At 72.0% G+C, this 25,384-nt stretch carries 25 protein-coding genes; 9 read left to right on the top strand and 16 right to left on the bottom strand.

Annotated elements, in window-relative coordinates:
* Nucleotides 1-62: 62 nt before the first annotated feature.
* Both IE198_RS31665 and IE198_RS31660 read right to left on the bottom strand, forming a co-directional pair.
* Entirely contained in the window at nt 63-1,079 is a 1,017-nt protein-coding gene (locus IE198_RS31665) for a sigma-70 family RNA polymerase sigma factor (protein ID WP_189892881.1), read from the bottom strand.
* Nucleotides 1,080-1,202: 123 nt separating this feature from the next.
* Entirely contained in the window at nt 1,203-2,471 is a 1,269-nt protein-coding gene (locus IE198_RS31660; protein ID WP_189892879.1) for an MFS transporter, read from the bottom strand.
* 62 nt (nt 2,472-2,533) lie between these two features.
* Between IE198_RS31660 and IE198_RS31655 the strand changes: the two genes are divergently transcribed.
* Nucleotides 2,534-3,496, top strand: a complete 963-nt coding sequence (locus IE198_RS31655; protein ID WP_189892877.1) for a LysR family transcriptional regulator — start codon at nt 2,534-2,536, stop codon at nt 3,494-3,496.
* Nucleotides 3,497-3,826: 330 nt separating this feature from the next.
* Here IE198_RS31655 and IE198_RS31650 read toward each other — a convergent pair whose 3' ends face one another.
* Nucleotides 3,827-4,606, bottom strand: a complete 780-nt coding sequence (locus IE198_RS31650) for an alpha/beta hydrolase (protein ID WP_189892896.1) — start codon at nt 4,604-4,606, stop codon at nt 3,827-3,829.
* 205 nt (nt 4,607-4,811) lie between these two features.
* Here IE198_RS31650 and IE198_RS31645 point away from each other — a divergent pair, with 205 nt between their 5' ends.
* The 3 genes from IE198_RS31645 (at nt 4,812) to IE198_RS31635 (ending at nt 7,321) form a co-directional block, all read left to right on the top strand.
* On the top strand, nt 4,812-5,948 hold the full coding sequence (locus IE198_RS31645) for an adenosine deaminase (RefSeq protein ID WP_189892875.1): 1,137 nt from the start codon (nt 4,812-4,814) through the stop codon (nt 5,946-5,948).
* 142 nt (nt 5,949-6,090) lie between these two features.
* Nucleotides 6,091-6,480, top strand: coding sequence for an ATP-binding protein (locus tag IE198_RS31640; RefSeq protein WP_189892873.1), 390 nt, complete (start codon nt 6,091-6,093; stop codon nt 6,478-6,480).
* 79 nt (nt 6,481-6,559) lie between these two features.
* Nucleotides 6,560-7,321 carry a hypothetical protein gene (locus IE198_RS31635; RefSeq protein ID WP_189892870.1) on the top strand — a complete coding sequence of 254 codons (762 nt, stop codon included), beginning with the start codon at nt 6,560-6,562 and terminating at the stop codon, nt 7,319-7,321.
* 15 nt (nt 7,322-7,336) lie between these two features.
* Here the strand turns inward: IE198_RS31635 and IE198_RS31630 are convergent, their stop codons facing one another.
* The 5 genes from IE198_RS31630 to afsQ1 all read right to left on the bottom strand — a co-directional run bounded on the left by IE198_RS31630 (nt 7,337) and on the right by afsQ1 (nt 11,229).
* Nucleotides 7,337-7,537, bottom strand: a complete 201-nt coding sequence (locus IE198_RS31630) for a PspC domain-containing protein (protein WP_189892869.1) — start codon at nt 7,535-7,537, stop codon at nt 7,337-7,339.
* Between the two features lie 92 nt (nt 7,538-7,629).
* Nucleotides 7,630-8,172 (bottom strand): VanZ family protein, encoded by a 543-nt coding sequence (locus IE198_RS31625; RefSeq protein ID WP_229834621.1) that lies wholly within the window; start codon nt 8,170-8,172, stop codon nt 7,630-7,632.
* 114 nt (nt 8,173-8,286) lie between these two features.
* Nucleotides 8,287-8,958, bottom strand: a complete 672-nt coding sequence (locus tag IE198_RS31620) for a hypothetical protein (RefSeq protein ID WP_229834618.1) — start codon at nt 8,956-8,958, stop codon at nt 8,287-8,289.
* Nucleotides 8,955-10,520 (bottom strand): ATP-binding protein, encoded by a 1,566-nt coding sequence (locus IE198_RS31615; protein WP_229834614.1) that lies wholly within the window; start codon nt 10,518-10,520, stop codon nt 8,955-8,957. Before IE198_RS31615 ends, IE198_RS31620 begins: the two co-directional genes overlap by 4 nt.
* Nucleotides 10,521-10,551: 31 nt before the next feature.
* A complete protein-coding gene (gene afsQ1, locus IE198_RS31610; RefSeq protein WP_175257369.1) occupies nt 10,552-11,229 on the bottom strand; it encodes a two-component system response regulator AfsQ1 in 678 nt (225 codons plus the stop codon).
* Nucleotides 11,230-11,410: 181 nt separating this feature from the next.
* Between afsQ1 and IE198_RS31605 the strand changes: the two genes are divergently transcribed.
* Nucleotides 11,411-12,151 carry a SigE family RNA polymerase sigma factor gene (locus tag IE198_RS31605; protein ID WP_189892862.1) on the top strand — a complete coding sequence of 247 codons (741 nt, stop codon included), beginning with the start codon at nt 11,411-11,413 and terminating at the stop codon, nt 12,149-12,151.
* A gap of 349 nt (nt 12,152-12,500) precedes the next feature.
* Here IE198_RS31605 and IE198_RS31600 read toward each other — a convergent pair whose 3' ends face one another.
* Nucleotides 12,501-13,130: a uridine kinase family protein gene (locus tag IE198_RS31600; protein ID WP_229834611.1), complete on the bottom strand. Its 630-nt coding sequence runs from the start codon at nt 13,128-13,130 to the stop codon at nt 12,501-12,503.
* A 118-nt stretch (nt 13,131-13,248) separates the two neighbouring features.
* On the opposite strand from IE198_RS31600, the gene IE198_RS31595 reads away from it, so the two are divergent.
* Nucleotides 13,249-13,635, top strand: a complete 387-nt coding sequence (locus IE198_RS31595; protein ID WP_189892859.1) for a hypothetical protein — start codon at nt 13,249-13,251, stop codon at nt 13,633-13,635.
* 58 nt (nt 13,636-13,693) lie between these two features.
* Here the strand turns inward: IE198_RS31595 and IE198_RS31590 are convergent, their stop codons facing one another.
* From IE198_RS31590 to deoC, 3 genes are read right to left on the bottom strand one after another with little or no spacing between them, the layout of a single operon-like run.
* Nucleotides 13,694-14,584 (bottom strand): aldehyde dehydrogenase family protein, encoded by an 891-nt coding sequence (locus tag IE198_RS31590; protein ID WP_189892857.1) that lies wholly within the window; start codon nt 14,582-14,584, stop codon nt 13,694-13,696.
* Nucleotides 14,577-16,013 carry an aldehyde dehydrogenase family protein gene (locus IE198_RS31585; protein WP_189892855.1) on the bottom strand — a complete coding sequence of 479 codons (1,437 nt, stop codon included), beginning with the start codon at nt 16,011-16,013 and terminating at the stop codon, nt 14,577-14,579. Before IE198_RS31585 ends, IE198_RS31590 begins: the two co-directional genes overlap by 8 nt.
* Before the next feature lie 5 nt (nt 16,014-16,018).
* The gene (gene deoC / locus IE198_RS31580; RefSeq protein WP_189892892.1) at nt 16,019-16,996 is read right to left on the bottom strand and encodes a deoxyribose-phosphate aldolase; all 978 of its coding nucleotides are present in this window, start codon (nt 16,994-16,996) and stop codon (nt 16,019-16,021) included.
* Between the two features lie 186 nt (nt 16,997-17,182).
* Between deoC and IE198_RS31575 the strand changes: the two genes are divergently transcribed.
* Entirely contained in the window at nt 17,183-17,818 is a 636-nt protein-coding gene (locus tag IE198_RS31575) for a PH domain-containing protein (protein ID WP_189892853.1), read from the top strand.
* Nucleotides 17,819-17,954: 136 nt separating this feature from the next.
* Here the strand turns inward: IE198_RS31575 and IE198_RS31570 are convergent, their stop codons facing one another.
* The 3 genes from IE198_RS31570 to IE198_RS31560 form a co-directional block, all read right to left on the bottom strand.
* Nucleotides 17,955-19,604, bottom strand: coding sequence for a phospho-sugar mutase (locus tag IE198_RS31570; RefSeq protein WP_189892851.1), 1,650 nt, complete (start codon nt 19,602-19,604; stop codon nt 17,955-17,957).
* 368 nt (nt 19,605-19,972) lie between these two features.
* Nucleotides 19,973-20,803 (bottom strand): purine-nucleoside phosphorylase, encoded by an 831-nt coding sequence (locus tag IE198_RS31565; protein ID WP_189892849.1) that lies wholly within the window; start codon nt 20,801-20,803, stop codon nt 19,973-19,975.
* 124 nt (nt 20,804-20,927) lie between these two features.
* Nucleotides 20,928-21,365: a gamma-glutamylcyclotransferase family protein gene (locus tag IE198_RS31560; protein WP_189892847.1), complete on the bottom strand. Its 438-nt coding sequence runs from the start codon at nt 21,363-21,365 to the stop codon at nt 20,928-20,930.
* Nucleotides 21,366-21,601: 236 nt separating this feature from the next.
* On the opposite strand from IE198_RS31560, the gene IE198_RS31555 reads away from it, so the two are divergent.
* Together IE198_RS31555 and IE198_RS31550 are read left to right on the top strand one after the other, a co-directional pair.
* Nucleotides 21,602-23,041, top strand: coding sequence for an NAD(P)H-quinone dehydrogenase (locus IE198_RS31555; RefSeq protein WP_189892844.1), 1,440 nt, complete (start codon nt 21,602-21,604; stop codon nt 23,039-23,041).
* Between the two features lie 143 nt (nt 23,042-23,184).
* Entirely contained in the window at nt 23,185-24,108 is a 924-nt protein-coding gene (locus tag IE198_RS31550; RefSeq protein ID WP_189892842.1) for a DeoR/GlpR family DNA-binding transcription regulator, read from the top strand.
* Between the two features lie 561 nt (nt 24,109-24,669).
* On the opposite strand, the gene IE198_RS31545 is transcribed toward IE198_RS31550, so the two are convergent.
* Complete coding sequence (locus tag IE198_RS31545) at nt 24,670-25,233, bottom strand: TetR/AcrR family transcriptional regulator (protein ID WP_229834609.1); 564 nt, start codon at nt 25,231-25,233, stop codon at nt 24,670-24,672.
* Nucleotides 25,234-25,384 lie beyond the last annotated feature (151 nt).

Here is a 25,384-nt window from a genome sequence, read left to right as displayed (position 1 = left end):
GAACTGACGCACCAGCAGCAGAAGTCACACAAAAACTAACGATCAACTACTGGCGCAGGACACTAGGAGGCCCCTGTCCCGACCGCCACCGGCTCGCCCGCCCTGTCCAGGCGCACAGGCAGGTCGAACAACGGGAACCAGCGCTTGGTGTCCAGGAAGAAGTCCATCCCGCCGACGTTGCCGTCCGAGAGCTCGAGGACGATGAGCGCCCACGGCTCGTACCCCTCGCCGTCCGCCGACGGGTGGTAGTGGGCGAAGGCGGGGACGCCGTTGGCCACGGTGGGTACCAGCTTCGAGCCGCGGCAGACGTCTCCGACGCCCAGCATCCAGCCGACGATGTTGTCGTGTCCCTGCAACCACAGGTCGTACGGCGGCATGGACATCGTCGCGTCCTCGCGGAGCAGCGCCGTCAGCGCCTTCATGTCGTACCCCTCGAAGGCCGCGACATAGCGGTTGAGCAGTTCCTGCTGCTCCTCGTCGAGCGGGTCTGCCGCGTCCGACGTTGCGGGCTGCTGCTCGGCGAGCGTCGCCCTGGCCCGCTGCAGCGCGCTGTTCACCGAGGCGACCGTGGTGCCGAGGAGTTCGGCGACCTCGCTCGCCTTCCAGGCCAGCACCTCCCGAAGGATCAGCACCGCCCGCTGCTTGGGCGGCAGGTGCTGGAGCGCGGCGACGAAAGCGAGCCTGATCGTCTCCCGCTCCACCGCCGTCTCCGCCGGGTCCACCGTCGACGGCAGCACCCGCCCGTCAGGCACCGGCTCCAGCCAGGTGATCTCAGGGCGGGCGTTGAGCTGGGCCTGGGCGACCGGCGTCGGACCGGACAGATCCATCGGCCGGGCGCGGCGGTTGCCCGCGTTCAGCATGTCCAGGCACACGTTGGTCGCGATCCGGTACAGCCAGGAGCGCAGGGAGGAACGGCCCTCGAACTTCTCGAAGCTGCGCCACGCCCGGACCATCGTGTCCTGGACCGCGTCCTCCGCCTCGAAGGACGAGCCGAGCATCCGGTAGCAGTAGCCGGTCAGCTCTTTTCGGTGCTGCTCGAGCCGCGAATCCAGGTCCTGCGTCGTCGCGAGGTCACTCATGCGGGTCCACCCCTGTCACCCATCGGTACCACCGCTTGGAAAGCTACCGCAGGGCACTGACACTCACCCCTCGACGGGGAAACCGGGCAGGCTCCGCGACCGCCCGCTGCCGTTCGGCGCCGCTCAGTGCCGTGCGCCCGCCGGCACCAGCCGTGCCTGTGTCCGCGCCGCGTGCGTCCCGTAGAGCGTGATCGACACGACCCCGAGGACCGCGAGCAGGCCCAGCAGCACCGTGCCGCCCCAGCCGCCGGCGTGGAAGGCGACCGCGCCGAGCGTGCCGCCTGCGCTGCTGCCCAGGTAGTACGCGGACTGGTACAGCGCGGAGGCCTGGGCGCGGCCCCTCTTCGCGGTACGGCTCACCGCGGACGAGGCGACCGCGTGGCCCGCGAAGAAACCGGCGGTGATCAGGACGAGGCCGAGCAGCACCGCCGTCAGCGTGTCCGCGAGGGACAGCAGCAGACCGGCGGCCGTGGTGGTGACCGCCAGGTACAGCGCCCCGCGGCGGCCGAGCCGGGCGAGCGTGCCGGCCGCGGCCGAGGAGGCCGTACCGACGAGGTACACCAGGAAGATCGAGCCGATCACGCCCTGGGGCAGGCTGAACGGCGCCTCCACCAGGCGGTAGCCGATCACCGTGTAGACGGCGCCGAAGACGGTCATGAACAGCGCGCCGATCCCGTACAGCCGCAGCAGCAGCGGATCGGCGAGATGACCGCGGACCGTCCTCGCCAGGGTGCGCGGGTTCAGCGTCCCCGGCGTGAAGTGCCGGGCCTTCGGCAGCAGCGCGCGGAAGACCAGCGCGCAGAGCAGCGCCATCACACCGACCGCGGCGAGCCCGGCGCGCCAGCCGAAGGCCTGCGCGACCCAGCCGGAGACGATCCGGCCGCTCATGCCCCCGATGCTGTTGCCCGCCACGAACAGGCCGATCGCACCGACCAGGGCCTTCGGCCGGACCTCCTCCGCGAGGAACGCCATGGCCGACGCCGGCAGCCCGGCCAGCGCGGCGCCCTGCAGGGCGCGCAGCGCCACCAGCGACTCGACGTTCGGCGCGAGCGGCACCAGTACGCCGACCACGACCGCGACCGCGAGGGACGCGTTCATCACGGTGGTCCGCCCGTAGCGCTCGGACAGCGCGCTCATCGGCAGTACACACAGCGCCAGTGCGCCCGTCGCGGCGGAGACCGTCCAGCTGGCGGTGCCCGCGGTGACGCCGAAGTCGGCGGAGACGGCGGGCAGCAGCGCCTGGGTGGAGTAGAGGAGGGCGAAGGTCGCCATTCCGGCGGCGAAGAGCGCGAAGCTCATGCGGCGGTAGCCGGCCGCGCCGGGGGAGAGGAGTTCGGGGGACGACGGGGCGGCGCCCACGGTGGTGGGCGCCTTGGTACTGGCAGAAGGCATATGTCGAAGGTAGGCCGACGGTTTTCATGCGTCCAATGCATGAAACGGCGATAATCGTTCCCATGGTGCATGAACGCAGCTCAGAGCCTCGCCCGTCACCGGGCAGTTACGAAGGATACGAAGCAGACACAGCGCTGGAGCTTGCGCCCCGCCTCGCGTACTTCGCGGGAGTCGCCCGCCACGAGCATGTGACCCGCGCCGCACAGGACATGGGCGTCCCCCAGTCGACGCTGTCACGGGCGATCGTCCGCCTCGAGGCGGATCTGGGCGTCGCACTGTTCGCCCGCAAAGGCCGTACGGTCTCCCTCACCCCGGCCGGCCGGACCTTCCTCGCCTCGGTCGAGCGGGCGCTGGCCGAGGTGGAGCGGGCAGCCGAGGCCGTCCGCGCCGACACCGACCCACGCTCGGGCAAGGTCGCCTTCGGCTTTCTGCACACCATGGGCTCGGAGACCGTGCCGGGCCTCATCCGGGCCTTCCGCGCGGACCATCCGCGCATCCGCTTCACCCTCGTCCAGAACTACGGCGAGGCCATGATCGAACGGCTCCGGGCGGGCGAGCTGGACCTGTGCCTCACCTCGCCCGTGCCCGACGCCCCCGACCTGGTCGCCCGCCGTCTCGACGAGCAGCGCCTGCGGCTCGTCGTCCCCGACGACCACCGGCTCGCCGGCCGCAGACGCGTCCGGCTCGCGGAGGCGGCGGACGAGACCTTCGTGACCCTCGAACCCGGCTACGGGCTCCGGCGCATCACCGACGACCTGTGCGCGCAGGCGGGTTTCACCCCGCGTGTCGCCTTCGAGGGCGAGGAGGCCGAGACACTGCGCGGACTGGTGGCGGCGGGCCTGGGCGTGGCTCTGCTGCCGCCGCCTGCCGTCGCCCGCCCGGGTGTCGTGGAGTTGACGGTGACGGCGCCCAGGGCGGTCCGGGAGATCGGCGTCGCCTGGCTCGACGGCCACCCGGACACCCCGCCGGTCGCCGAGTTCAAACGCTTCCTGCTCTCCAGGCGTGGCCGCCTCCTGCCGGAGTGACCGCACCGTCTCCGGGCGGCGCGGCCGGCCCGCCCGTCGTCGTGGGGTGCCGGATCCGTGCACGGCGACGCACCGCCTTCGCTGATCCCCCGTCAGCCGGAGGTGGACCGCCGACCGTTCTCCTCCGGCTGCGCCGCGGGGGCGCCCCGTCGGCAGGATCACCAGGGGCCGGGCCGGCCGATCTGCCGGGTCAGGACCACCTGGTTCACATCGCCCCGGTCTCCTCGGCGACCTTGCGCAGCTCCGCCGGCCGGGCGGGCCCGGAAGGTCGCAGTCCGCCGGCAGCGGCTTGTCGGCGCACTTCAGGGGCAGCCCTGCCCGTGCCCCGCCTCACGCCCGCAGCGACCGCCCGAAGCCGGCCGCCAGCGGCATCCGCAGCCCCAGCGGCGGCGGCGCGGCCAGCGCGTCCGCGAGCGGCCTGGCGTAGCTCCCCGTGAAGAGCGAACCGCGCACGAAGTCGACGGCCAGCGCGTGGACTTCCTCCTGGTACTGACGCAACGCGTGGCCGTCGGAGTGCACCTCGAAGCGGCAGATGTCGGGATTGGACTTCCTGGCGCGCTCGGCGAGCCGGTAGGAGAGCTCCGGGTCCGTGCGCGCGTCGTTGGTGCCGTGCACGATCAGCACCTGGCGCTCCACCAACTGCAGCACCGGCTCCGGCTCCGCCGCCATGTCGTCCTCCGGCAGCCAGGGCGCCAGCGCCAGTACCGAGTTGACCGCGGGATGCCCAGCCGCGTGCAGCGCGGCCCGCCCGCCCATGCCGTGGCCCGCCAGGCACACGGGCACGTCGCCGTAGCGGCGTACGACCTCCTCGACCGCCCAGGCCGCATCCGCGGCGAGCCGCGCGTCGGCGCCGTTCCAGCCGCGGCCCCTGTAGCGGACGCCGTGCACCGTCAGTCCGTCGTCCCGGCCGGCCCTGGCCAGTACGCGGCCCAGCGGCAGCACGGCGGCGTACGACAGCGCGGACGCCCTGCGCGCCGACTCCGGCTCACCGTCCGGCAGCAGCAGTACCACCCCGGCCACCGCCGGGCCGTTCCCGTCGCCCCGGGCCGCGGAACGCCCCGGCAGACGGCCCAGCCTCGCCTGCGGCGGTATCCGCCCCCCTCGCGCCATGTGCGCGACCGTCGTCTCACCGCGGGCGCTCGGCCCTCCGGCCGCTGCGGCCGGGCGCCCCCACCACCGGGGCAGTGCGTGGTGTCCCATGGCAGAACAGTCTCAGAAGGCGAGGTGTACGCCACCCGTACGCGTGGTCACTGTTACGTATCGACAGGCGTTCCGAGGGGGCGCGCTCTACGCGCGTAGGGGCTAGAGTGCCCAGATGACGAGCCAGACCCTCAATTCGCCCACCGCGGACCAGATCCGCCGCGCCCCGAAGGTGCTGCTCCACGACCACCTCGACGGCGGTCTGCGGCCCGGCACGATCATCGACCTCGCCCATGACGCCGGATACGAGGCACTGCCGGAGACCGAGCCCGACAAGCTCGGCATCTGGTTCCGGGAGGCCGCCGACTCCGGATCACTGGAGCGCTACCTGGAGACCTTCGCGCACACCTGCGCCGTCATGCAGAGCCGTGACGCGCTGTTCCGTGTGGCGGCCGAGTGTGCACAGGACCTGGCGGAGGACGGCGTCGTCTACGCGGAGGTCCGCTACGCCCCCGAGCAGCACCTCGAGGGCGGACTGGGCCTGGAGGAGGTCGTCGAGGCGGTCAACGACGGCTTCCGTGAGGGCGAGCGGCGGGCCAGGCAGGACGGCCACCGCATCAGGGTCGGTGCCATGCTGACCGCGATGCGGCACGCCGCCCGCGCCCTGGAGATCGCCGAGCTGGCCAACGCCTACCGGGACAGGGGCGTGGTCGGCTTCGACATCGCCGGCGCGGAGGCGGGATTCCCGCCCACCCGGCACCTCGACGCCTTCGAGTACCTCAAGCGCGAGAACAACCACTTCACCATCCACGCGGGTGAGGCGTTCGGGCTGCCGTCGATCTGGCAGGCGCTCCAGTGGTGCGGCGCCGACCGGCTCGGCCATGGCGTGCGGATCATCGACGACATCGAGGTGGCCGACGACGGCACGGTGACGCTGGGCAGGCTCGCGGCGTACGTACGGGACAAGCGCATCCCGCTGGAGATGTGCCCGACCTCCAACCTGCAGACGGGCGCCGCCGACTCCATCGCGGAGCATCCCATCGGGTTGCTGCGCAAGCTGCACTTCAGGGCCACCGTCAACACCGACAACCGGCTCATGAGCGGCACCAGCATGAGCCGCGAATTCGAGCTGCTGACCGGGGCGTTCGGATACACGCTCGACGACATGCAGTGGTTCACCGTCAATGCGATGAAGTCCGCGTTCATTCCTTTCGATGAACGACTGGCGATGATCAACGACGTCATCAAGCCCGGCTACGCCGAACTCAAGTCCGAATGGCTGTTCAGGCAGACCGCCACCACCGGGAACTGAGCGCCCCCGTCACTCGCGCGGCACCTACACGAAGCGGCCGGAGCCGTCAATTTCCGGCCGCTTCGCGGTGTTTGCGGCGCCTGTGCAAGGCTGACTAGCTTGCAGAGCCGCTCATGTTCCCGTCCCCAAGGATTCGTTCCTGATGAAGCAATCTGCTGCAAAGACCCTTGGTGTCGCCGCTCTCGGTGCCGCCTTCGCCGCTGCCGGCGCGGGCACCGCCTCCGCGGCCCCCGCCGTACCCGACCTGGCCGGTGGGCTCGGCAACGTCTCCCACACGCTGCCGCTGGACGAGGTCGCCGGTGGGCTCCCGGCGGGCGCTGCCGAGTCGCTGGCCGGAGGTCGGGGTGCTGTGACCGACACCGCCTCCACGCTGCCCGCCGCCGCGCAGAAGACCGTCGGCGAGGTCGCCCCGGCCGGCACGACCGAGCAGATCTCCGGTCTGCTCGGCGGCCTCCCGCTGACCGGCCCCTTCCACACCCTCGACGCAGGCCTGCCGGTCGGCGGTGGCCTGCTGCCCGGCCTCGGCGTCTGACGGCACGGCCCTGGGCCATGCGTGGGGCGCACACCCGAAGCGGGCGTGCGCCCACCGCCCTTGTGCCAGGATCGCCGCCATGCGAGTCGAGATCACCGGACTTCGTGCAATCGGTGTCCTGTGTGCACTGATGCTGGCCGCCGCCTGCACGAGCGACGCCGGCTCCGTGGCCGGCAAGGACGGCAGTACACCCACGGGAACGAGCCCGGCCCCCGACGCGGCCAAGGGCGGCGATGGCGCCGGCGGCGACGCGTCCCTACCGCTCACCCCGGCGGAACTGGAGCGCGCCGCCCTCGCCACCGGTGATCTGCCCGGCTTCCAGGTCTCCGCGGGCAAGGACGCACTCGCCCCCGCCGGGCGGCCCGTGGCCGACGAGACGGAGTGCCAGCCGCTCGCCGACGCCATGGGTGAGGAACCGGACCCGAAGGCCACGCACACCGTCAGCCGGGGCCTCGGCTCGCTCGACGCCCTCGGCCTCGCGGTGTCCGCGTCCCTCAGCTCGTACAGCGAGGCCGACGCAGAGAAACTGATCGACGGCCTCGAAGCGGCGATCGCCGCGTGCGGGACCGGGTTCGGAGCCACGGTCGACGGCCGGAGCGGCACCTACCGCGATGTGAAGGCGGTGCCGTTCACCGTCCCCGGCGGCGACGAGACGGTCAGCTGGACCGCCGTCGCCAGCGACGAGGGGGTCGCCTCGCCCCTTCACCTGGTCGTCGTCCGCAGGGGCGCGAGCGTGGCCCGCTTCACGGCGTTCGACCTCGCGGGCCGCAAGCCGCCGCGGGTCCCTGAGGACGTCGCCGGCAAACAGCTCGCGAAGGTCGCGCGGCAGCTCGCCGGCTGACCGCCCGGCTCCGGGTCACCAGGCGCCGGCGGCCGTCTTCTCAGCCGGCAGCAGTATCCACAGCGCCAGGTAGAGCAGGAACTGCGGGCCCGGCAGCAGACAAGAGGCCACGAAGATCACGCGCATCGTGGTGGCGGACATACCGAAGCGCCGGGCCAGCGCTGCGCACACTCCGCCGATCAGGCGTCCGTCGCGGGGGCGGGCAATTGCGGCCATGGTGGGCTCCTTCGCGAGACGTTTTCCCGGGAGCCTCTCCGTGGGCTTCCGATGCATCCATGGTGTCTTCGCGAAGGCGACGAAGCGTCGCTCTACGGGGCGATCCCGACCCTGGGAATCGTCGGGGTCGCCCCCTGGGAGCTCTCGTCCTGGAGCACGGCCCGGCGTCGTACCTCGCGCTCGTGGTCACGCAGCGCGGACCCGGCCCGCGTACCCAGCAGCCGGCGGCGCAGCAGCGCACGGCCCGCGGGCACGACCGCGAGGTGGGCGAGCGCCACGCCCGCCGTGTTCAGCATCAGCGAGTCGACGTCGACGACCTGACCGGGCACCCCGGTCTGCAACAGCTCGATCCCGAGCGACATCAGCGCACCGGCCGCCACCGTACGGGCCAGTGACGCCCACGGGGACACGGCGAGCCGGCCGCTCGCCATCGGCAGCAGGATCCCGAGCGGCGCCAGCAGGAGCAGGCCGCCGCCGATGTGCCGGACGGACTCGACGGGCCCCAGCTCCAGGGCGGCCTCGATACCGGCGAAGGGTTCCAGGTTCGCCGCCGTCACCCACATCACGTCGAGTGGTCGCAGCGTCAGCCAAGAGACGAGCAGCAGATGGGCGAGGAGGAGGACGACCCCCGCCACGCGGAAGCGGATGGCGGCACTGCCGCCAGAACCTTGACGCTGCACGCCCCCCTAGACGCACACTCGGCGGGGAACGGTTCCGCAGGAACTTCCCATGGCGCGGCCGGGGCGCTCCTACCCGTCGGTCGCGCTCGGCGAGGGCAGCGCCCTCAGCGTGGGCACAGCCCCCCCGGGCCGCTCCTTGGTGCGCGCGGAGCACACGTACGCGTGCGGCTCGTAGTCCCCCGGCCCGCCGAGCAGCACGGCGCCGCCCGCCTGCGTGGCGCGGCTCTCGGCCAGGGTGCACACGACCTGGGCCAGGGCCGGTGTCGGCAGATCCTCCGGCTGGCGGCTCAGCCTCAGCGTCCCGGCGGGATCGCCGTCCCTGGCGCCGCTCACCAGCAGCGGCCCGCGGACGTACGTCGTGAAGCCCGCCTCCTGCTCCGACGACGCAGGCTCCCGCAGCAATTCGTCCAGGAGTGCCTGCGCGAACTTTGGCGGGCTGTCCGCGGCCTTGCTCTCGGAGATCTTCGCCGTACGGTCGAGCGACTCCAGCTGCGAGCCGCACACCATGTAGACCCGGACCGGCACCCCCTGCTGCTGCGCCTGCGGGGTGATGCTCCCGCCGGACACCTGGCACGGCATCCGGGAGGGCGCCGCTCCGGCGTCCACGGGCACCTGCGTGGTCCTGATCCCGCATCCGGGGAGGGCGAGCATCCCCACGGCCGCGGCTGCCGCCGTCAGACCGCGCAGGCGACGGCGCGCGGCGTCCGTGAGGGCCGCGGCCCGGGTCCCAACCGCTGTCACAGCGTGTCTTCCTCTCCCGGTCCGCCGCTCTTGTCCGTCCCCGTGCCGACCGCGTCGCCGTCGGCGAGCGAGGAGGCGTCGCGCGGCAACCGCAGTACGAACACCGCGCCGTCCCCGTCCGGGGAGTTCGCCGCGGTGATGTCACCGCCGTGGATGTGTGCGTTCTCCACGGCGATCGAAAGTCCCAGCCCGCTGCCCTCGGAACGCGGCCGTGACGCGCTCGCCTTGTAGAACCGGTCGAACACGTGCGGCAGGACATCTGCGGGGATGCCGGGGCCGTGGTCCCGTACCTCGATCACCAGCTCGTGGTCGACGGGCCGTACGGACACCCGGACCGGGGAGCCGCCGTGCTTGAGCGCGTTCCCGATCAGATTGGCCAGGATCACGTCGAGCCGGCGCGGGTCGAGCCGCGCCATGATGCCGCGCTCGGCGTCCAGCTCCACCGCGTCCAGCCAGGCGCGGGCGTCGATGCAGGCGGTGACCTGGTCGGCGACGTCCACCGTGTCCAGCACGAGCCGGGCGGTGCCCGCGTCGAAGCGGGTGACCTCCATCAGGTTCTCCACCAGGTCGTACAGCCGCCGGGTCTCGCTGACCACCAGGTTCACGGCCGGCGCGATCATCGGATCGAGGCTGTCCGCCTCGTCCTCCAGCACCTCGGTGACGGCGGTCAGCGCGGTCAGCGGGGTGCGCAGCTCGTGCGACATGTCGGCGACGAAGCGCCGGCTGGACTCGTCCCGCGCGCTCATGTCGGCGACCTTCTTCTCCAGCGCCGCCGCGGTCTTGTTGAACGTCCTTGACAGCTCCGCCAGTTCGTCCGTGCCGGAGACCCGCAGCCGGGTGTCCAGCTTGCCCTCCCCGAGCTGCCTGGCCGCCTCGCCCAGCCGGTGCACCGGCCGCAGCACGGTCGTCGCCGCGGCCTGCGCGAGCAGCGCGGAGCCCACCAGGGCGAGCAGCGTCGCGATGCCGAGCGACCATGCGAGCGAGTTGAGGTCCTGCCGCTCCTGGTCGAGGGACTTGAACATGTAACCGGTCGGCCCGCCGCCGATGATCCGCGTGCCGCCCACCAGATAGGGCTTGTTGCCGCGCTCGGTCCGCTGCCAGAACAGGTGGTACGGCACCGAGTTGCCCGCCGCGATCGCCTGCCGGTCGTTCACCGCGTCCTGCAGTGACTGCGGCACGTCCTCCTTGGTGAAGACGTCCGGGTCGGAGACGCCGACGATCGGCTTGCCCTCCGCCCGTTCCCCGATCAGCAGAACGCTGTATCCCTTGTTGCCGTCCGCCATCAGCTCGGCGGCCCGCTGCAACTCGTCCTGCGTGGGCCGCAGCGGCAGCGCCGCGGCCCGGCTCTGCATGTCCTGCCGGAAGTCCTCGAGCGCCGCGTCCTGCGTCCGGGTCAGCACCGCCTCGCGGTTGAGCCAGTACGCGATGCCCGACGCGGACACGGCGGCCGTGAGCGCGACGAGCGCGAAGACCACCACCAGACGCAGCCGCAGACTGGTCAGACGGATCCCGGCGAGTATGCCGCGCCGGGGCGCGCCGGCCTCGTTCGTGGCACGGCTCACCGGGCGGTCCCGTTCCAAAAGCGCGCGTCGCTCACTGCGGGACGTCCAGCCGGTAGCCCACGCCACGCACCGTACGGATCAGGGTCGGTGAGGACGGCACGTCCTCCACCTTCGCCCGCAGCCGCTGCACACACGCGTCCACCAGACGCGAGTCGCCGAGATAGTCGTGCTCCCACACCAGCCGCAGCAGCTGCTGGCGCGACAGGGCCTGCCCGGGACGGCGGCTCAACTCCAGCAGGAGACGCAGCTCGGTCGGCGTGAGCTGCAGATCCTCGCCGTTCTTGGTGACCGTCATCGCGGAACGGTCGATCACCAGGGAGCCGAACGTCGCGGAGTCGGTGGACTCCCGCTCGCCGCGGCGCAGTACGGCACGGATACGGGCGTCCAGCACCCGTCCCTGCACCGGCTTGACGACATAGTCGTCGGCACCCGACTCCAGCCCCACGACGACGTCGATGTCGTCGCTGCGGGCGGTCAGCAGGATGATCGGCAGCTGGTCGGTGCGCCTGATCCGGCGGCACACCTCGAAACCGTCGATCCCGGGCAGCATCACGTCCAGCACGATCAGGTCCGGCCGCTGCTCACGCAGCAGTTTCAGGCCGTCCTCGCCCGTCGCCGCGGTGGCCACACGGTGGCCCTGGCGTGACAGCGAGAGTTCGAGGGCCGTGCGGATGGCATCGTCGTCCTCGATCAGCAACAGGAAAGGCACGGGGTCATTCTGGCCCATGGGGAGCCCCAGTTCGACTCCCGGGACTTCGCAGGCCCTCAGCCGCAGTACCTCCTCCCCTTGTGACGCGCCTGTGACAGTCGGCGGACAACGCCATTAAAGAGCCCCGGCAGAGTTCTTCTCACACCGAACGAAGCAGACTCCACTCGACGGGGGGCGCGAGATGAACGCACTGCACAGCACCACCTCAAGCGCAGTTGTGACGCGTCTCCACGACGCCGCCGTCGCGCGGAGCACCGAGAAGTCCGGCGCCGTGAACGGGCGGGGGTGCGTTCGCGGCGCCGGGCGTCAGCACAAGCCGTCGTACATGACGGTGGTTGACGCACCGACCGGGGGAAGCAGCGCCGCGTACGGGGAGGCAACGGGGGAGCGGGCGTCCTGCTCGGAGGCCGAGTTCACGGCCTACGTCCAGGAACGCCGCGCCTCCCTGTACGCGACCGCCTACCACCTGACCGGGGACCGCTACGAGGCCGAGGACCTGTTGCAGAGCGCGCTGTTCTCGACGTACCGGGCGTGGGACCGGATCAGCGACAAGGCCGCCGTCGGCGGCTACCTGCGCCGCACGATGACCAACCTGCACATCAGCGCCTGGCGTCGGCGCAAGCTCAACGAGTACCCCACGGAGGAGCTGCCGGAGACGGTCGGCGACACCGACGCGATGCGCGGCACCGAACTGCGCGCCGTCCTGTGGCAGGCGCTCGCCAGGCTCCCCGAACTCCAGCGGACGATGCTGGTCCTGCGCTACTACGAGGGCCGCACCGACCCGGAGATCGCGGACATCCTGGACATCAGTGTCGGCACGGTGAAGTCGAGCATCTGGCGGTCGCTCCGCCGGCTGCGCGAGGACGAGGTCCTCAGCTTCGGCCGTGACGAGGAAGAGTCCTTCGGCGAGCTGGTGGCCTGAAGGCAGCGGGGGATCACGGGGGAAAACGGGGGCCGTCGTTTCGGGGGAGACGGCGGAAGGATCCACGGGGGACACGGGGATCCAACGGGGTACGGAGTGGGGTCGGACAGGCCGGGGGGTTCTGTCCGGCCCCACTCCCATGTCCGGCCCTCTTTGGGGGGACGCGCCGGAGGCATATTGGTGACGTGAGGCGTCGTCGGTCGAGGCTGGGGCAAGTACGGGGAAGCAGCCCCGGGCCCCGAAGCGGCGCCCGGACGCACATGACCCGGACCGGGCCACGCCCGAGAGCCGGCATCCCTGCCCGACCCCGCCCGGCGCCGTGAACCCGGTCCGCCGCCCGCCCGAGGGCTTACGCCGCCGAAGGCGTACGGCAGCGGCCCGCCGCCGCGGCCGCGAGGCGGCCGAGCGCCTCCGCCTTGCCGCAGGGGTGCGCGCCCAGGCGCGCCTGGCGCGCCACGATGCCGCGCTCGGCGCGCATCAGGCGCCAGCCGCGGCGCAGCAGGAAGGGCACCGACTTGCGCCCCTCGCGCAGATCGCGCGCGAGGCGGCGGCGGAACGTCGTGGAGGGGCGGCCGCGCAGGCACAGCGCGTCGGCGAGGACGCCCAGTTCCTCGCAGCGTCGCACGATGTCGGCCGCGAAGATGCCCTCGGCCACGAAGAGCGGTGTGCGATTGATGTCGAGCGTCCCGGTCCCCGTCCGCGAGCTGGTGGCGATGTCGTACACCGGTACGGCGGTCCGGCCGCTGCGGCACAGCTCCGCTATCGCGGAGACCGCGGCATCCGCGTCCCAGGAGGACGGCGAGTCCCAGTCGATGTCCGTGCTGCCCGTCACCAGGGGCAGCGTCGGGTCGTTGCCCTCTTTGTAGAAGTCGTCCAGACGCAGGACCGGCAGGCCGGTGCGGGCGGCGAGAGAGGACTTGCCGGAGCCTGAGGGGCCCGCGAGCAGCACGACGCGGGTCGGGATGGGTTGGGAACTCACGGGAGACAAGTGTGACGCATGAAGCCGCGCCGGTAACCCCCCGGACCCTCGGTTGGTACGAGCGTCACAGCAGCAACTACTTTCCGTACAAGCGCGATTACTCGATTGGTTGGACGTCATGGCTCGTCACGCAGCTTCAAGGAACCAGCGACGCGCACTGCTGCGCGCGGGACTGACCGTCGCGGCGGCAGGTGCCGCGCTCGGTGCGGGCGGGGCGGCGGCGCACGCCGCCCCGGCCGTCGCGACGGACGGCATCGCAGGCGCGCCGCTGGGCGCCGCGACGGGGCTCGTCACCGACTCGGTGAGCGGCGTGAGCGAGCTCAAGAGCCTCCAGCTCCACCCGCTCGCCAACACCGGCATGGACCCGCTCGACAACGCGGTGGGCACCCAGGTCGCCGACTTCAAGCCGGTCACCACCGCGATGGTGACGGACAACATCACCAAGGGGCAGGCGCTGGAGGACCTGCCGGTGGCCGGCCCGGTCACCGGCGCCCTGCTGCCGTAGCGCCCGTGAAGAAGCCCCTGCCTCCGGACGGAGAGGCAGGGGCTTCGGTCCATGGACGTCAGTACGCCGAGCCGGAGGCGCCGAGCGAACCGGTCGGGTGCCAGACCGTCTTGGTCTCCAGGAACGACGTCAGGCGGTGCGTGCCCGGATCGGCCGAGAAATCCACAGCCTGTGGACGCAGGACCCGCTTGAGGTTGTCCGCCGCGGCCACTTCGAGCTCCTTGGCCAGGACCTCGTCCGCGCCGGTCAGGTCGATGCCGTTGACGTCCTGGTGCGCGGCGAGCGGCGCCGCGATCTCCGCCGTACGGCCGGAGAGCACGTTCACGACGCCGCCCGGCAGGTCGGAGGTGGCGAGGACCTCGCCCAGCGACAGCGCCGGGAGAGGCGCCTTCTCGGAGGCGATCACGACCGCGGTGTTGCCGGTCGCGATGACGGGGGCCACGACCGAGACGAGGCCCAGGAACGACGACTCCTGTGGCGCGACGATCGTCACCACGCCCGTCGGTTCGGGGGAGGACAGGTTGAAGTACGGGCCCGCCACCGGGTTGGCCCCGCCCACGACCTGGGCGATCTTGTCCGTCCAGCCCGCGTACCAGACCCAGCGGTCGATCGCCGTCTCGACGACCTCCGCCGCCTTGGACTTGGACAGGCCCTCGGCCTGGGCGACCTCGCGGACGAACTGGTCCTTGCGGCCCTCGAGCATCTCGGCGATGCGGTAGAGGATCTGCCCGCGGTTGTACGCGGTCGCGCCCGACCAGCCGCCGAACGCCTTGCGCGCGGCGACGACCGCGTCCCGCGCGTCCTTGCGGGAGGAGAGCGGCGCGTTGGCCAGCCACTTGCCCTTCGAGTCCGTCACCTCGTACACCCGGCCGCTCTCGGAGCGGGGGAACTTGCCCCCGACGTACAGCTTGTAGGTCTTGAAGACGCTCAGACGCATCGCATCAGACATCGAGGTAGGCCTCCAGACCGTGACGGCCGCCCTCGCGGCCGAAGCCCGACTCCTTGTAGCCGCCGAACGGCGAGGTCGGGTCGAACTTGTTGAACGTGTTGGCCCACACCACGCCGGCGCGGAGCTTGTTCGCGACCGCGAGGATGCGGGAGCCCTTCTCCGTCCAGATGCCGGCGGACAGCCCGTACTGGCTGTTGTTGGCCTTGGCGACCGCCTCGTCCGGCGTACGGAACGTCAGCACGGACAGCACAGGGCCGAAGATCTCGTCGCGGGCGATGGTGTGCGCCTGGGTGACGCCCGTGAAGAGCGTCGGCGCGAACCAGTAACCGGAGGTCGGCAGCTCGCACGCCGGGGACCAGCGCTCCGCGCCCTCCGCCTCGCCCGCCTCGACCAGCGTGGTGATCCGGGCCAGCTGCTCCTCGGAGTTGATCGCACCGATGTCGGTGTTCTTGTCCAGCGGGTCGCCGAGGCGCAGCGTGGACAACCGGCGCTTGAGGGAGTCCAGCAGCTCGTCCTGGATCGATTCCTGGACCAGCAGGCGCGAGCCCGCGCAGCAGACCTGGCCCTGGTTGAAGAAGATGCCGTTGACGATGCCCTCGACGGCCTGGTCGATGGGGGCGTCGTCGAAGACGATGTTGGCGCCCTTGCCGCCCAGCTCCAGGGTGACCTTCTTCCGCGTGCCTGCGATCTGGCGGGCGATGGCCTTGCCGACCGCGGTGGAGCCGGTGAAGGCGACCTTGTCCACGTCCGGGTGGGCGACGAGCGCGGAACCGGTGTCACCGTAGCCGGGGAGGATGTTGACCACACCGTTCGGCAGCCCGGCCTGGCGGCAGATGTCCGCGAAGAACAGGGCGGACAGCGGGGTGGTCTCCGCGGGCTTGAGCACGACGGTGTTGCCCGTGGCCAGTGCGGGGGCGATCTTCCACGCCAGCATCAGCAGCGGGAAGTTCCACGGGATGACCTGGCCCGCGACACCGAGCGGCCGCGGGTTCGCGCCGAAGCCGGCGTGGTCGAGCTTGTCCGCCCAGCCCGCGTAGTAGAAGAAGTGCGCGGCGACCAGCGGGAGGTCCGCGTCGCGGGTCTCCTTGATCGGCTTGCCGTTGTCCAGCGTCTCCAGGACGGCCAGCTCACGGCTGCGCTCCTGGATGATCCGGGCGATACGGAACAGGTACTTGGCGCGCTCGGCGCCCGGCAGCGCGGACCACGTCTCGAACGCCTTGCGGGCAGCCTTCACCGCGCGGTCCACGTCCTCGGCACCGGCCCGGGCGACCTCGGCGAGCACCTCCTCGCTGGACGGCGAGACGGTCTTGAAGACCTTGCCGTCGGCGGCGTCGGTGAACTCGCCGTCGACGAACAGCCCGTACGACGGGGCGATGTCGACGATCGAACGCGACTCGGGTGCGGGTGCGTAGTCGAATGCGGAAGCCATGATGATCAGTCCACCGTCACGTAGTCGGGGCCGGAGTAGCGGCCGGTCGCCAGCTTCTGCCGCTGCATCAGCAGGTCGTTGAGCAGGCTCGATGCGCCGAAGCGGAACCAGTGGTTGTCCAGCCAGTCCTCGCCCGCGGTCTCGTTGACCAGGACCAGGAACTTGATCGCGTCCTTGCTGGTGCGGATACCGCCGGCGGGCTTCACGCCCACCTGTACCCCAGTCTGCTCCCGGAAGTCCCGGACGGCCTGAAGCATCAGCAGGGTGTTCGCCGGGGTCGCGTTCACCGCGACCTTTCCGGTCGACGTCTTGATGAAGTCCGCGCCGGCGATCATGCCGAGCCACGAGGCGCGGCGGATGTTGTCGTACGTGGAGAGTTCTCCGGTCTCGAAGATGACCTTGAGCCGGGCGCTGCCGGAGGCCTCCTTCACGGCCCGGATCTCCTCGTACACCTTCATGTAGTCGCCCGCCAGGAAGGCACCGCGGTCGATCACCATGTCGATCTCGTCCGCCCCCGCGGCGACCGCGTCACGGACGTCCGCGAGCTTCACGCCGAGCGCGGCGCGGCCGGCCGGGAAGGCGGTGGCCACGGAGGCGACCTTGACCTCGGAGCCCTTCAGGGCCTCCTTGGCGGTCGCCACCATGTCGGGGTAGACGCAGACCGCGGCCGTCGTCGGCGTGCTGCGGTCGGTCGGGTCGGGGTTGACGGCCTTGGCGGCCAGTGCCCGGACCTTGCCCGGGGTGTCCGCGCCTTCGAGCGTCGTCAGGTCGATCATGGAGATGGCCAGATCGATGGCGTACGCCTTGGCCGTGGTCTTGATGGAACGCGTACCGAGAGACGCGGCGCGCCCTTCCAGGCCGACGGCATCGACGCCGGGCAGCCCGTGCAGGAAGCGGCGCAGAGTGCTGTCGGACGCGGTCACGTCGGCGATGGGGGTCCCGCCCACGCCGGAGGCTGTGGGGGAGGATGCGGTGGTGGGCATGGTCACCAGATGAGCATATCTACGCGCGTAGCGACCTGTACAGGGGGTGCGGTGTGAGGTGTGCGCCGCCTGGCCGCGGCGGGGACGTGGAAGGGCGTGCGGTGCCCATCCGGTGCCGGGGCGCGCCCGGGCATGCGGTGTCCGCCCGTGCCGGGGCGCGCCCGGCCGTGCGGCAGAATCGGAACCATGACGAGCCCCCAGCAGCCAGCGCCCTCCACCGACAGCGAACGGGTCTTCCGCTCGACGGCCGGAATGGCAGGCGGCGCGCTGCTGCTCGCGCTCATCGCCTGGATCGTCATCGACGCGGTCGTCCGCGGCGAAGGCCGCACGCCATGGCTCGCCCTCGCCGCCGCGCTGCTGGCGGCCCCGGTCGTCATCGCCTTCACCTTCCGGCCCGCGGTGTTCGTCGGCGACGACCGCATCCGGATCAGGAACCCGTTCCGCAGCATCGTCCTGCCCTGGGGTGCGGTCGCCGACGTGCGGGCCTCCTACTCGAGCGAGATCTTCACGCAGAGCGGCGCCAAGTACCAGCTGTGGGCCATCCCCGTATCGCTGCGCAAGCGCAAGACCGCGGCGCGCAGGCAGGCCCGGGCCGCGCACGACGACCCGCACGGCAGGACCTCGGTGCACGCCGACGTCAGCGACACGAAGTCCCGGGTCGCGTCCGCCGACCAGGCCATCGCCGACCTGCGCGAACTGGCCGAACGCCGCGGCCACGCGCCGGAGGCGCAGGGCGAGCCGCAGATCCGCTGGGCCTACGAGGTCCTGGCCCCGACGGCCGCGGGAGCGGTATTGCTCGCGGTCCTCCTGGCCACGGCCTGACGCCGCGTCGCTCTTGGCGTACCGGGCCGTGTTTCCGGTCGGGGCCCGGGCCGCGCGCACAGCACGCCCCCGGACCGGGCCCGGGACCCGGGCCGTCCCGAGGGGGCGCACCGCCCGGTCCCGGGTCCGGGGCTGGTCAGAGGCCGGCTGCTGCGGACAGGTCGTGCTTGATGGCGGTCAGGAGCGCCGTCGCGCGGGTGCGGGCCTGGCGGAGGGCGTCGGCGTCGGGGACCGGGACGACGACCTCCAGGTAGCACTTCAGCTTCGGCTCCGTACCGCTCGGGCGGACGATGACGCGGGCCTTGAACTCGCCCTCGAGGTAGTACCGCAGACCGTCCGTCGGCGGCAGCGTGTCCGTCCCCAGCGTCAGGTCCTCCGCGGTGGTGACCCGCAGTCCGGCCAGCTCCGTCGGCGGCTGCTCGCGCAGGGCGCGCATCGCGTTCGCGATGACGCTCAGGTCCTCGACCCGTACCGACAGCTGGTCGGTCGCGTGCAGGCCGTGGGCAACGGCGAGGTCGTCGAGGAGGTCGACGAGCGTACGGCCCTGCTCCTTCAGCTCGGAGACCAGTTCCGCGACGAGCAGCGCGGCCGTGATGCCGTCCTTGTCGCGTACGCCCTCGGGATCGACGCAGTAGCCGAGGGCCTCCTCGTAGCCGTAGCGCAGGTCCTCGACACGGGCGATCCACTTGAAACCGGTCAGGGTCTCCTCGTGGCCGACGCCCGCGGCCCGGGCGATCCGGCCGAGGAGGGAGGAGGACACGATCGACTCGGCGAAGACGCCGGTGGCGCCCTTGCCGACCAGGTGCGCGGCGAGCAGCGCGCCGACCTCGTCGCCGCGGAGCATCCGCCAGCCCCCGTCGGCCGTCTCGTCCGGGACGGCGACGGCGCAGCGGTCGGCGTCCGGGTCGTTGGCGATGACCACGTCCGGGGCCACGGCGCGGGCCGCCTCGAACGCCAGGTCCATCGCCCCGGGTTCCTCCGGGTTGGGGAAGGCCACGGTAGGGAAGGCCGGGTCGGGGTCGGCCTGCTCCGCCACCAGCGCGGGCGCGGGGAAGCCCGCCCGGTGGAACGCGGCCGTCAGGACTTCCTTGCCGACGCCGTGCATGGCGGTGTAGACGACGCGGGCGGTACGGGGGGAGCCGGCGGTGAGTACGGCGTCCGTACGGGCCAGGTACGCGTCGAGCACCTCGTCGCCGAAGGTCTCCCAGCCTTCGTCGGCGCGCGGGACGTCGTCGAGGCTGCGGATCGCGTCGATCTCGGCGGCGATCTCCGCGTCGGCGGGCGGCACGATCTGTGAGCCGTCGCCCAGGTACACCTTGTAGCCGTTGTCGCGCGGCGGGTTGTGGCTCGCGGTCACCTCGACACCGGCGACTGCGCCCAGCTGCCTTATGGCGAAGGCCAGTACGGGCGTGGGCAGCGGCCGCGGCAGCACCGCGGCGCGCAGGCCGGCGGCGACCATGACGGCGGCGGTGTCGCGGGCGAAGTCCGCGGACTTGTAGCGGGCGTCGTACCCGACGACGACGAGCCCGCCCGTCTGCCCCTTGGCCTTCAGATGGGCCGCGAGCCCGGCGGCGGCCCGGATCACGACGGCGCGGTTCATCCGCATCGGCCCGGCCCCGAGCTCGCCGCGCAGCCCGGCGGTGCCGAACTGGAGCGTGCCGCCGAACCGGTCGGCCAGCGCGTCGAGGTCCTTCGCGTCGATGAGCTTGCCGAGCTCGTCCCGGGTCTCACTGTCGGGGTCCTCCGCGAGCCATGCCCTGGCCCGGGCGATGAGGTCCTGCTGCACGGTTGGTCCGCCTCTCGTCTCTGCGTACGTCGAGTGTGCGCGGTGGGTGTGTGGCCCGCAGCCATTACGGGGGCGTGGCCACGCGCGGAACAGTTCCCCCACCCGTCCTCCACCCACGCCTGGCGGCGTGGGTGGTACCCCCTTCCCGAAACCGGGCTCAGCCCCGACCCGCTCACGGGGCCTCGGGCCAGTACCCGAACGCGCCGACGGGGAGGATGCAGTCCGTTCGGGGCGCCTCCCGTGGCCGCCGGGCCGTAGGGGAGTTCGAGGACACCGCGCGGAGCGCGGTGCGGGGCCGGCCCCGCACCGCGGTGCGGTGAGCGCGGAGGGGGGTGGGGTACGGGCCCTCCGCCGGCCCGGCCCCCGCCTCAGATCCGGTCCAGCACCCTCGTCAGCAGCGCCCCCATCCGCGCGGCCGAGTCGCGCCCCGCCTGCAGCACTTCCTCGTGGTTCAGCGGCTCGCCCGACAGGCCCGCCGCCAGGTTGGTGACGAGGGAGATGCCGAGCACCTCGGCGCCCGCCTCGCGCGCCGCGATCGCCTCGAGGACCGTGGACATGCCGACCAGGTCACCGCCGAGGACGCGCACCATGTTGATCTCGGCGGGGGTCTCGTAGTGGGGGCCGGGGAACTGGACGTACACGCCCTCCTCCAGCGTGGCGTCCACCTCCTTGCACAGGGCCCGCAGGCGCGGCGAGTAGAGGTCCGTCAGATCGACGAAGTTCGCGCCGATGATCGGCGATGCCGCCGTCAGATTGATGTGGTCGCTGATCAGCACCGGCTGTCCCGGGCGCATGCCCTCGCGCAGACCGCCGCAGCCGTTGGTGAGGATCACGGTCTTGCAGCCCGCGGCGACAGCGGTGCGCACGCCGTGGGCGACGGCGGAGACGCCGCGGCCCTCGTAGAAGTGCGTACGGCCCAGGAAGACCAGCGCGCGCTTCTGGCCGATGCGGTACGAGCGGATCCTGCCGCCGTGGCCCTCGACCGCCGGCGGGGGAAAGCCGGGCAGCTCGGTGACGGGGAACTCGGCCTCGGGGGCGCCGAGCGCGTCGGCCGCGGGAGCCCAGCCGGAGCCCATCACCAGTGCGACGTCGTGGGTCCCGGTGCCGCTCAGCTCGCGCAGGCGCGCGGCTGCGGCGTCGGCCGCGGCGCGGGGGTCGGCGAGTGCGCCGACGAGGTCCGGATTCACAGATGCGTTCACGCGGATGAGGGTAACCCGCAAATTCCTACGCGCGTAGATGACGCAGCCCACGGTCTTCGGATCGTTGTCTTGTCGTTTCCGACGAAGAAACCGCGGTGCCGCCGGTGCCCGTCCGGCGCGACCGCTAGCAGGGCCGCTTGCGCAGCTCCATCACATAGTCGTGCGGCGCCCCCGCCGACTCCGCCGCGTCCGCGAGTTCCCCCAGGTAGCGGGCGGACGGCAGGCCTCCCTCGTACGCGTTCAGCACGTACACCCAGGCCGGCTCCTCGCCGTCCAGTGTGTCCACCCGGACCCGCATCCGCCGGTATATGTCGAGACTGACACCTTCCCAGCGGTCCATGGAGTCCTCGTCCATCGGTGCGATGTCGTACAGCGCGACGAAGACCTGGGAGCGCGGGGCCTCGACGATCGTGGCCAGCGCTCCTTCCCAGCCCATCTGCTCGCCGCCGAAGGTCAGCCGCCAGCCGTTCAGCCAGCCGGTACCGCGCAGCGGTGAGTGCGGTGCGCGGCGGGACATCAGCCGCGCGTCGAGGTTGCCGGCGTACGCGGCGTAGAGCGACATGGGGTCGAGGGTACGGGAGGGTGGCGAGGGACTGCCCGCGCCGCGGGGTGCGGCGGGGTGCGGGGGGCGCCGGACATGCCGACCGCGGTGGTCGGGACCCTATGGAGGCCCCGGGGGGAGAACGCCTGAACGATGCGGGACAATGAAGTACGTACTGCATGCCACCGGGGGCGTCCCCGGACCCCCGGCAGAGCGGGCAGGCGGGCCGGGATCGACAATACGAGGCGGACTTTTTCGTGACCCGGATCGTGATCATCGGCGGCGGACCCGGAGGGTATGAGGCGGCCCTGGTGGCGGCTCAGCTCGGCGCGGAGGTGACCGTCGTCGACTGCGACGGTCTGGGCGGGGCGTCGGTGCTGACCGACTGCGTACCGTCGAAGACCCTGATCGCCACCGCCGAGGTCATGACGACCTTCGACTCCTCCTACGAGGAGCTCGGCATCATCGTGGCCGACGACACCCCGCACATCGAGCAGGCCGCCCGCGTCGTCGGCGTCGACCTCGGCAAGGTCAACCGGCGTGTGAAGCGCCTGGCCCTCGCCCAGTCCCACGACATCACCGCCTCCGTCACCCGGGCCGGTGCCCGTGTCATGCGCGGCCGCGCACGCCTCGACGGCCGGCAGGCGATGGACGGCTCCCGCAAGGTGATCGTGCGCGCGGCCGACGGCACGGAGGAGACGCTCATCGCGGACTCCGTGCTGATCGCGACCGGCGGCCACCCGCGCGAGATCCCCGACGCCAGGCCCGACGGCGAGCGCATCCTCAACTGGACGCAGGTGTACGACCTGGACGTGCTCCCCGAGGAGCTCATCGTGGTCGGCTCCGGTGTGACGGGTGCCGAGTTCGCGGGTGCGTACCAGGCGCTCGGTTCGCGGGTCACACTGGTCTCCTCGCGCGACCGCGTGCTCCCCGGCGAGGACCCGGACGCGGCCGCGGTCCTCGAGGACGTCTTCCGCCGCCGCGGGATGAACGTGATGGCCCGCTCCCGCGCCGAGTCCGCGAAGCGGGTCGGCGACCGGGTCGAGGTCACGCTCTCCGACGGCCGTGTCATCTCCGGCACGCACTGCCTGATGGCCGTCGGCGCCATCCCGAACACCGCGGGCATGGGGCTGGAGGAGGCCGGTGTCCGGCTCAAGGACTCCGGCCACATCTGGACCGACAGGGTGTCCCGTACGTCGGCGCCCGGTGTGTACGCGGCCGGTGACGTCACCGGCATCTTCGCCCTCGCGTCGGTCGCGGCGATGCAGGGCCGCATCGCGATGTACCACTTCCTCGGCGACGCGGTCGCCCCGCTGAACCTCAAGACCGTCTCGTCCAACGTCTTCACCGACCCCGAGATCGCGACGGTCGGCTACAGCCAGGCGGACGTCGACGCGGGCAAGATCGACGCCCGGGTCGTCAAACTCCCGCTGCTGCGCAACCCGCGCGCCAAGATGCAGGGCATCAGGGACGGCTTCGTCAAGATCTTCTGCCGGCCGGGCACGGGGATCGTCGTCGGCGGTGTCGTCGTCTCCCCGCGGGCTTCGGAACTGATCCACCCCATCTCGATCGCGGTCGACAACAACCTGACGGTCGAACAGATCGCAAACGCCTTCACGGTCTATCCGTCTCTGTCGGGCTCGATCGCCGAGGTGGCACGACAGCTGCACACCAGGAAGTCGGGCGGCGAGGCGTAAACCCGTCGAACCCCGGGCACTCCGCCCGGGTTCGATCAACTAAGAGGCCGCCTATACCACTTGGCGGCCTCTCGGTTGCGCAATTTCTACTATCCGGTGCATAGAGCTGAAAAGTGACCGGCGGTGGGGTTACTGTCAGTTTCGTGTTCGCTGCAGAACGTCGTCAGTTGATCCTTGAAATGGTGCGTGCCAACGGTGCCGTGTCGCTCCGTGAGCTCGCCCGCGTCGTCCAGACCTCAGAAGTGACCGTACGGCGTGACGTGCGGGCACTCGAGGCAGAAGGACTCCTCGACCGCCGGCACGGCGGTGCGGTACTGCCGGGCGGGTTCACCCGTGAGTCCGGCTTCCCGCAGAAATCCCTGTCCGCGACCGCCGAGAAGACGGCCATCGCCGATCTCGCGGCGGCCCTCGTCGAGGAGGGCGAGGCCATCGTGGTCGGCGCCGGGACGACGACGCAGGAGCTGGCCCGCCGGCTCGCGCGCGTTCCCGGGTTGACCGTGGTCACCAACTCCCTGCTGGTGGCCCAGGCCCTTGCCCACGCCAACCGGGTCGAAGTCGTCATGACCGGCGGGACGCTGCGCGGCTCCAACTACGCGCTGGTGGGCAGCGGTGCGGAGCAGTCCCTGCAGGGGCTGCGGGTCTCCCGCGCCTTCCTGTCCGGCAGCGGGCTCACGGCCGAGCGGGGGCTGTCCACGTCCAACATGCTCTCCGCGAGCGTGGACCGGGCGCTGGTACAGGCGGCGGCGGAGGTCGTGGTCCTGGCGGACCACACCAAGCTCGGCACGGACACAATGTTCCAGACGGTGCCGACCGATGTGATCACTCGCCTGGTGACGGACGAACCGCCGGCGCACGACGACCGGGCGGCGACGGAACTGCAGGCGCTGGCGGACCAGGGTGTGCAGATCGCGGTGGCGGGGGCGGCAGGCGCGACTGCGGCGCGGCACGAGGTGCCGCTGCCGGGGCAGCGGCGCACCCGCACGGGCCTGCGCAGCGCGGCGGGCCCCCTCGCGCCGGACCCCCTCCCGGACCGCCCGGCCCGAGTGGCCGACCTCCGCCGCCGCTGAACGCCCCCTCCGGGACGTGGCCAGGTCCCGGAGGCGTTGCGCCCACCGCGCTCCGCAAGGTGTTTCGGGGATTCTGCCCCGGGCCCCCGGCCCCCCGGGTACCGCGCTTCGAGCGCTGTCCTCAATCGCCGGAGGCTGATTGTGCCGCGTGCGGCACCCGAGCCTCCCTGGGGTTGCCTCCCACGCCCGCCCGGGCCAGGGGGGCCCGAGATCGGGTCGGGGCGGAGTCCGGTTCGGGATGGAGTACCACCCACGCCGCCAGGCGCAGCGGGAGGGCGGGGGTCTCCCCACCCGCGCTGAGCAGCCGGCCGGAGCGAAACCGTCGTGGGGGACCCGCAGTGGGCCTGTTCGGGACGTAAGGCGTCGTCGGACAGGGCGGGGCAAGTATGGGAACGCAGTGCCGGACATGCCCCCGGACGCACACGACATGGACCCGGACCACGCCTGGGCATACGCACCGGGCCCCGCCCGGAAAGCGCGGGCCGGCCCAGAGGCGTCACGCGCAGGGGCGGCCACGCCCGGAACGTGAACCCGGTGCGCCGCATGTCCAAGGGCCCGGTGTCACGACCGTAGGCCCCGTAGCGTCAGCGTCAGCAGGCGGTCGGCCAACGCCGTGTCGGCCGGGTCCTGTTCCGCCGCCAGAGCGATCGCGTTCGTCAGCTGCATCAGGTCGCCGATCGACACGTCCGCTCGGACCGAACCGGACTCCTGCGCCCGTCCCAGGAGGCGTTCGCCGGCGTCGCGCAGCGGGACGCTGCACGCCGACAGCGCGGAGCTCTCGTCGTGGGACGCGGACATCAGCGCACGCGCGAGACCGCGGTACTCGCCGGCGTGGGCGATGAGCGCGCGCAGCCACTCGACCAGCGCCGTGCACGGCTCCTTTGCGCCCGCCAGTTCGCGTGAGCGACCCAGCAGGTCGGCCAGGGACTCCTGGAAGACCGCGTTCATCATGGCCTGGCGGTTCGGGAAGTGGCGGTACAGGGTGCCGATGCCCACGCCCGAGCGGCGTGCGATCTCCTCGAGCGACGCGTCGGTGCCGCGTTCCGCGAACGCGGCCCGCGCCTCTGTCAGCAGTCGTTCGTAGTTGCGGCGCGCGTCGGCGCGCTTGGGCCTCAAGTCGGTCACGTGGTCAAGGATGCCGGACGTCACGGGGGAGGCGGCTGCGCCGGGGCAGCACTCCCGCGGGGCCGGCTCCGCCCGGTCGGGCGCCAGGGCCGCGTCGGCGGCGGGGCCGCACGGCCGCCGGGACATCCGCGTCACAAGCAGCCGGAAGGGC

The sequence above is a fragment of the Streptomyces xantholiticus genome (genome assembly GCF_014651015.1).
GTDB lineage: Bacteria > Actinomycetota > Actinomycetes > Streptomycetales > Streptomycetaceae > Streptomyces > Streptomyces xantholiticus.
This window is presented reverse-complemented; position numbering and strand designations above follow the sequence as displayed.

Bases quoted from the DNA above. Each gene is read 5' to 3' on its own strand.
- IE198_RS31665 (WP_189892881.1), bottom strand. From the start codon at position 1,079: ATGAGTGACCTCGCGACGACGCAGGACCTGGATTCGCGGCTCGAGCAG.
- IE198_RS31660 (WP_189892879.1), bottom strand. From the start codon at position 2,471: ATGCCTTCTGCCAGTACCAAGGCGCCCACCACCGTGGGCGCCGCCCCG.
- IE198_RS31655 (WP_189892877.1), top strand. From the start codon at position 2,534: ATGGTGCATGAACGCAGCTCAGAGCCTCGCCCGTCACCGGGCAGTTAC.
- IE198_RS31650 (WP_189892896.1), bottom strand. From the start codon at position 4,606: ATGGCGCGAGGGGGGCGGATACCGCCGCAGGCGAGGCTGGGCCGTCTG.
- IE198_RS31645 (WP_189892875.1), top strand. From the start codon at position 4,812: ATGACGAGCCAGACCCTCAATTCGCCCACCGCGGACCAGATCCGCCGC.
- IE198_RS31640 (WP_189892873.1), top strand. From the start codon at position 6,091: ATGAAGCAATCTGCTGCAAAGACCCTTGGTGTCGCCGCTCTCGGTGCC.
- IE198_RS31635 (WP_189892870.1), top strand. From the start codon at position 6,560: ATGCGAGTCGAGATCACCGGACTTCGTGCAATCGGTGTCCTGTGTGCA.
- IE198_RS31630 (WP_189892869.1), bottom strand. From the start codon at position 7,537: ATGGCCGCAATTGCCCGCCCCCGCGACGGACGCCTGATCGGCGGAGTG.
- IE198_RS31605 (WP_189892862.1), top strand. From the start codon at position 11,411: ATGAACGCACTGCACAGCACCACCTCAAGCGCAGTTGTGACGCGTCTC.
- IE198_RS31595 (WP_189892859.1), top strand. From the start codon at position 13,249: ATGGCTCGTCACGCAGCTTCAAGGAACCAGCGACGCGCACTGCTGCGC.
- IE198_RS31590 (WP_189892857.1), bottom strand. From the start codon at position 14,584: ATGTCTGATGCGATGCGTCTGAGCGTCTTCAAGACCTACAAGCTGTAC.
- IE198_RS31585 (WP_189892855.1), bottom strand. From the start codon at position 16,013: ATGGCTTCCGCATTCGACTACGCACCCGCACCCGAGTCGCGTTCGATC.
- deoC (WP_189892892.1), bottom strand. From the start codon at position 16,996: ATGCCCACCACCGCATCCTCCCCCACAGCCTCCGGCGTGGGCGGGACC.
- IE198_RS31575 (WP_189892853.1), top strand. From the start codon at position 17,183: ATGACGAGCCCCCAGCAGCCAGCGCCCTCCACCGACAGCGAACGGGTC.
- IE198_RS31560 (WP_189892847.1), bottom strand. From the start codon at position 21,365: ATGTCGCTCTACGCCGCGTACGCCGGCAACCTCGACGCGCGGCTGATG.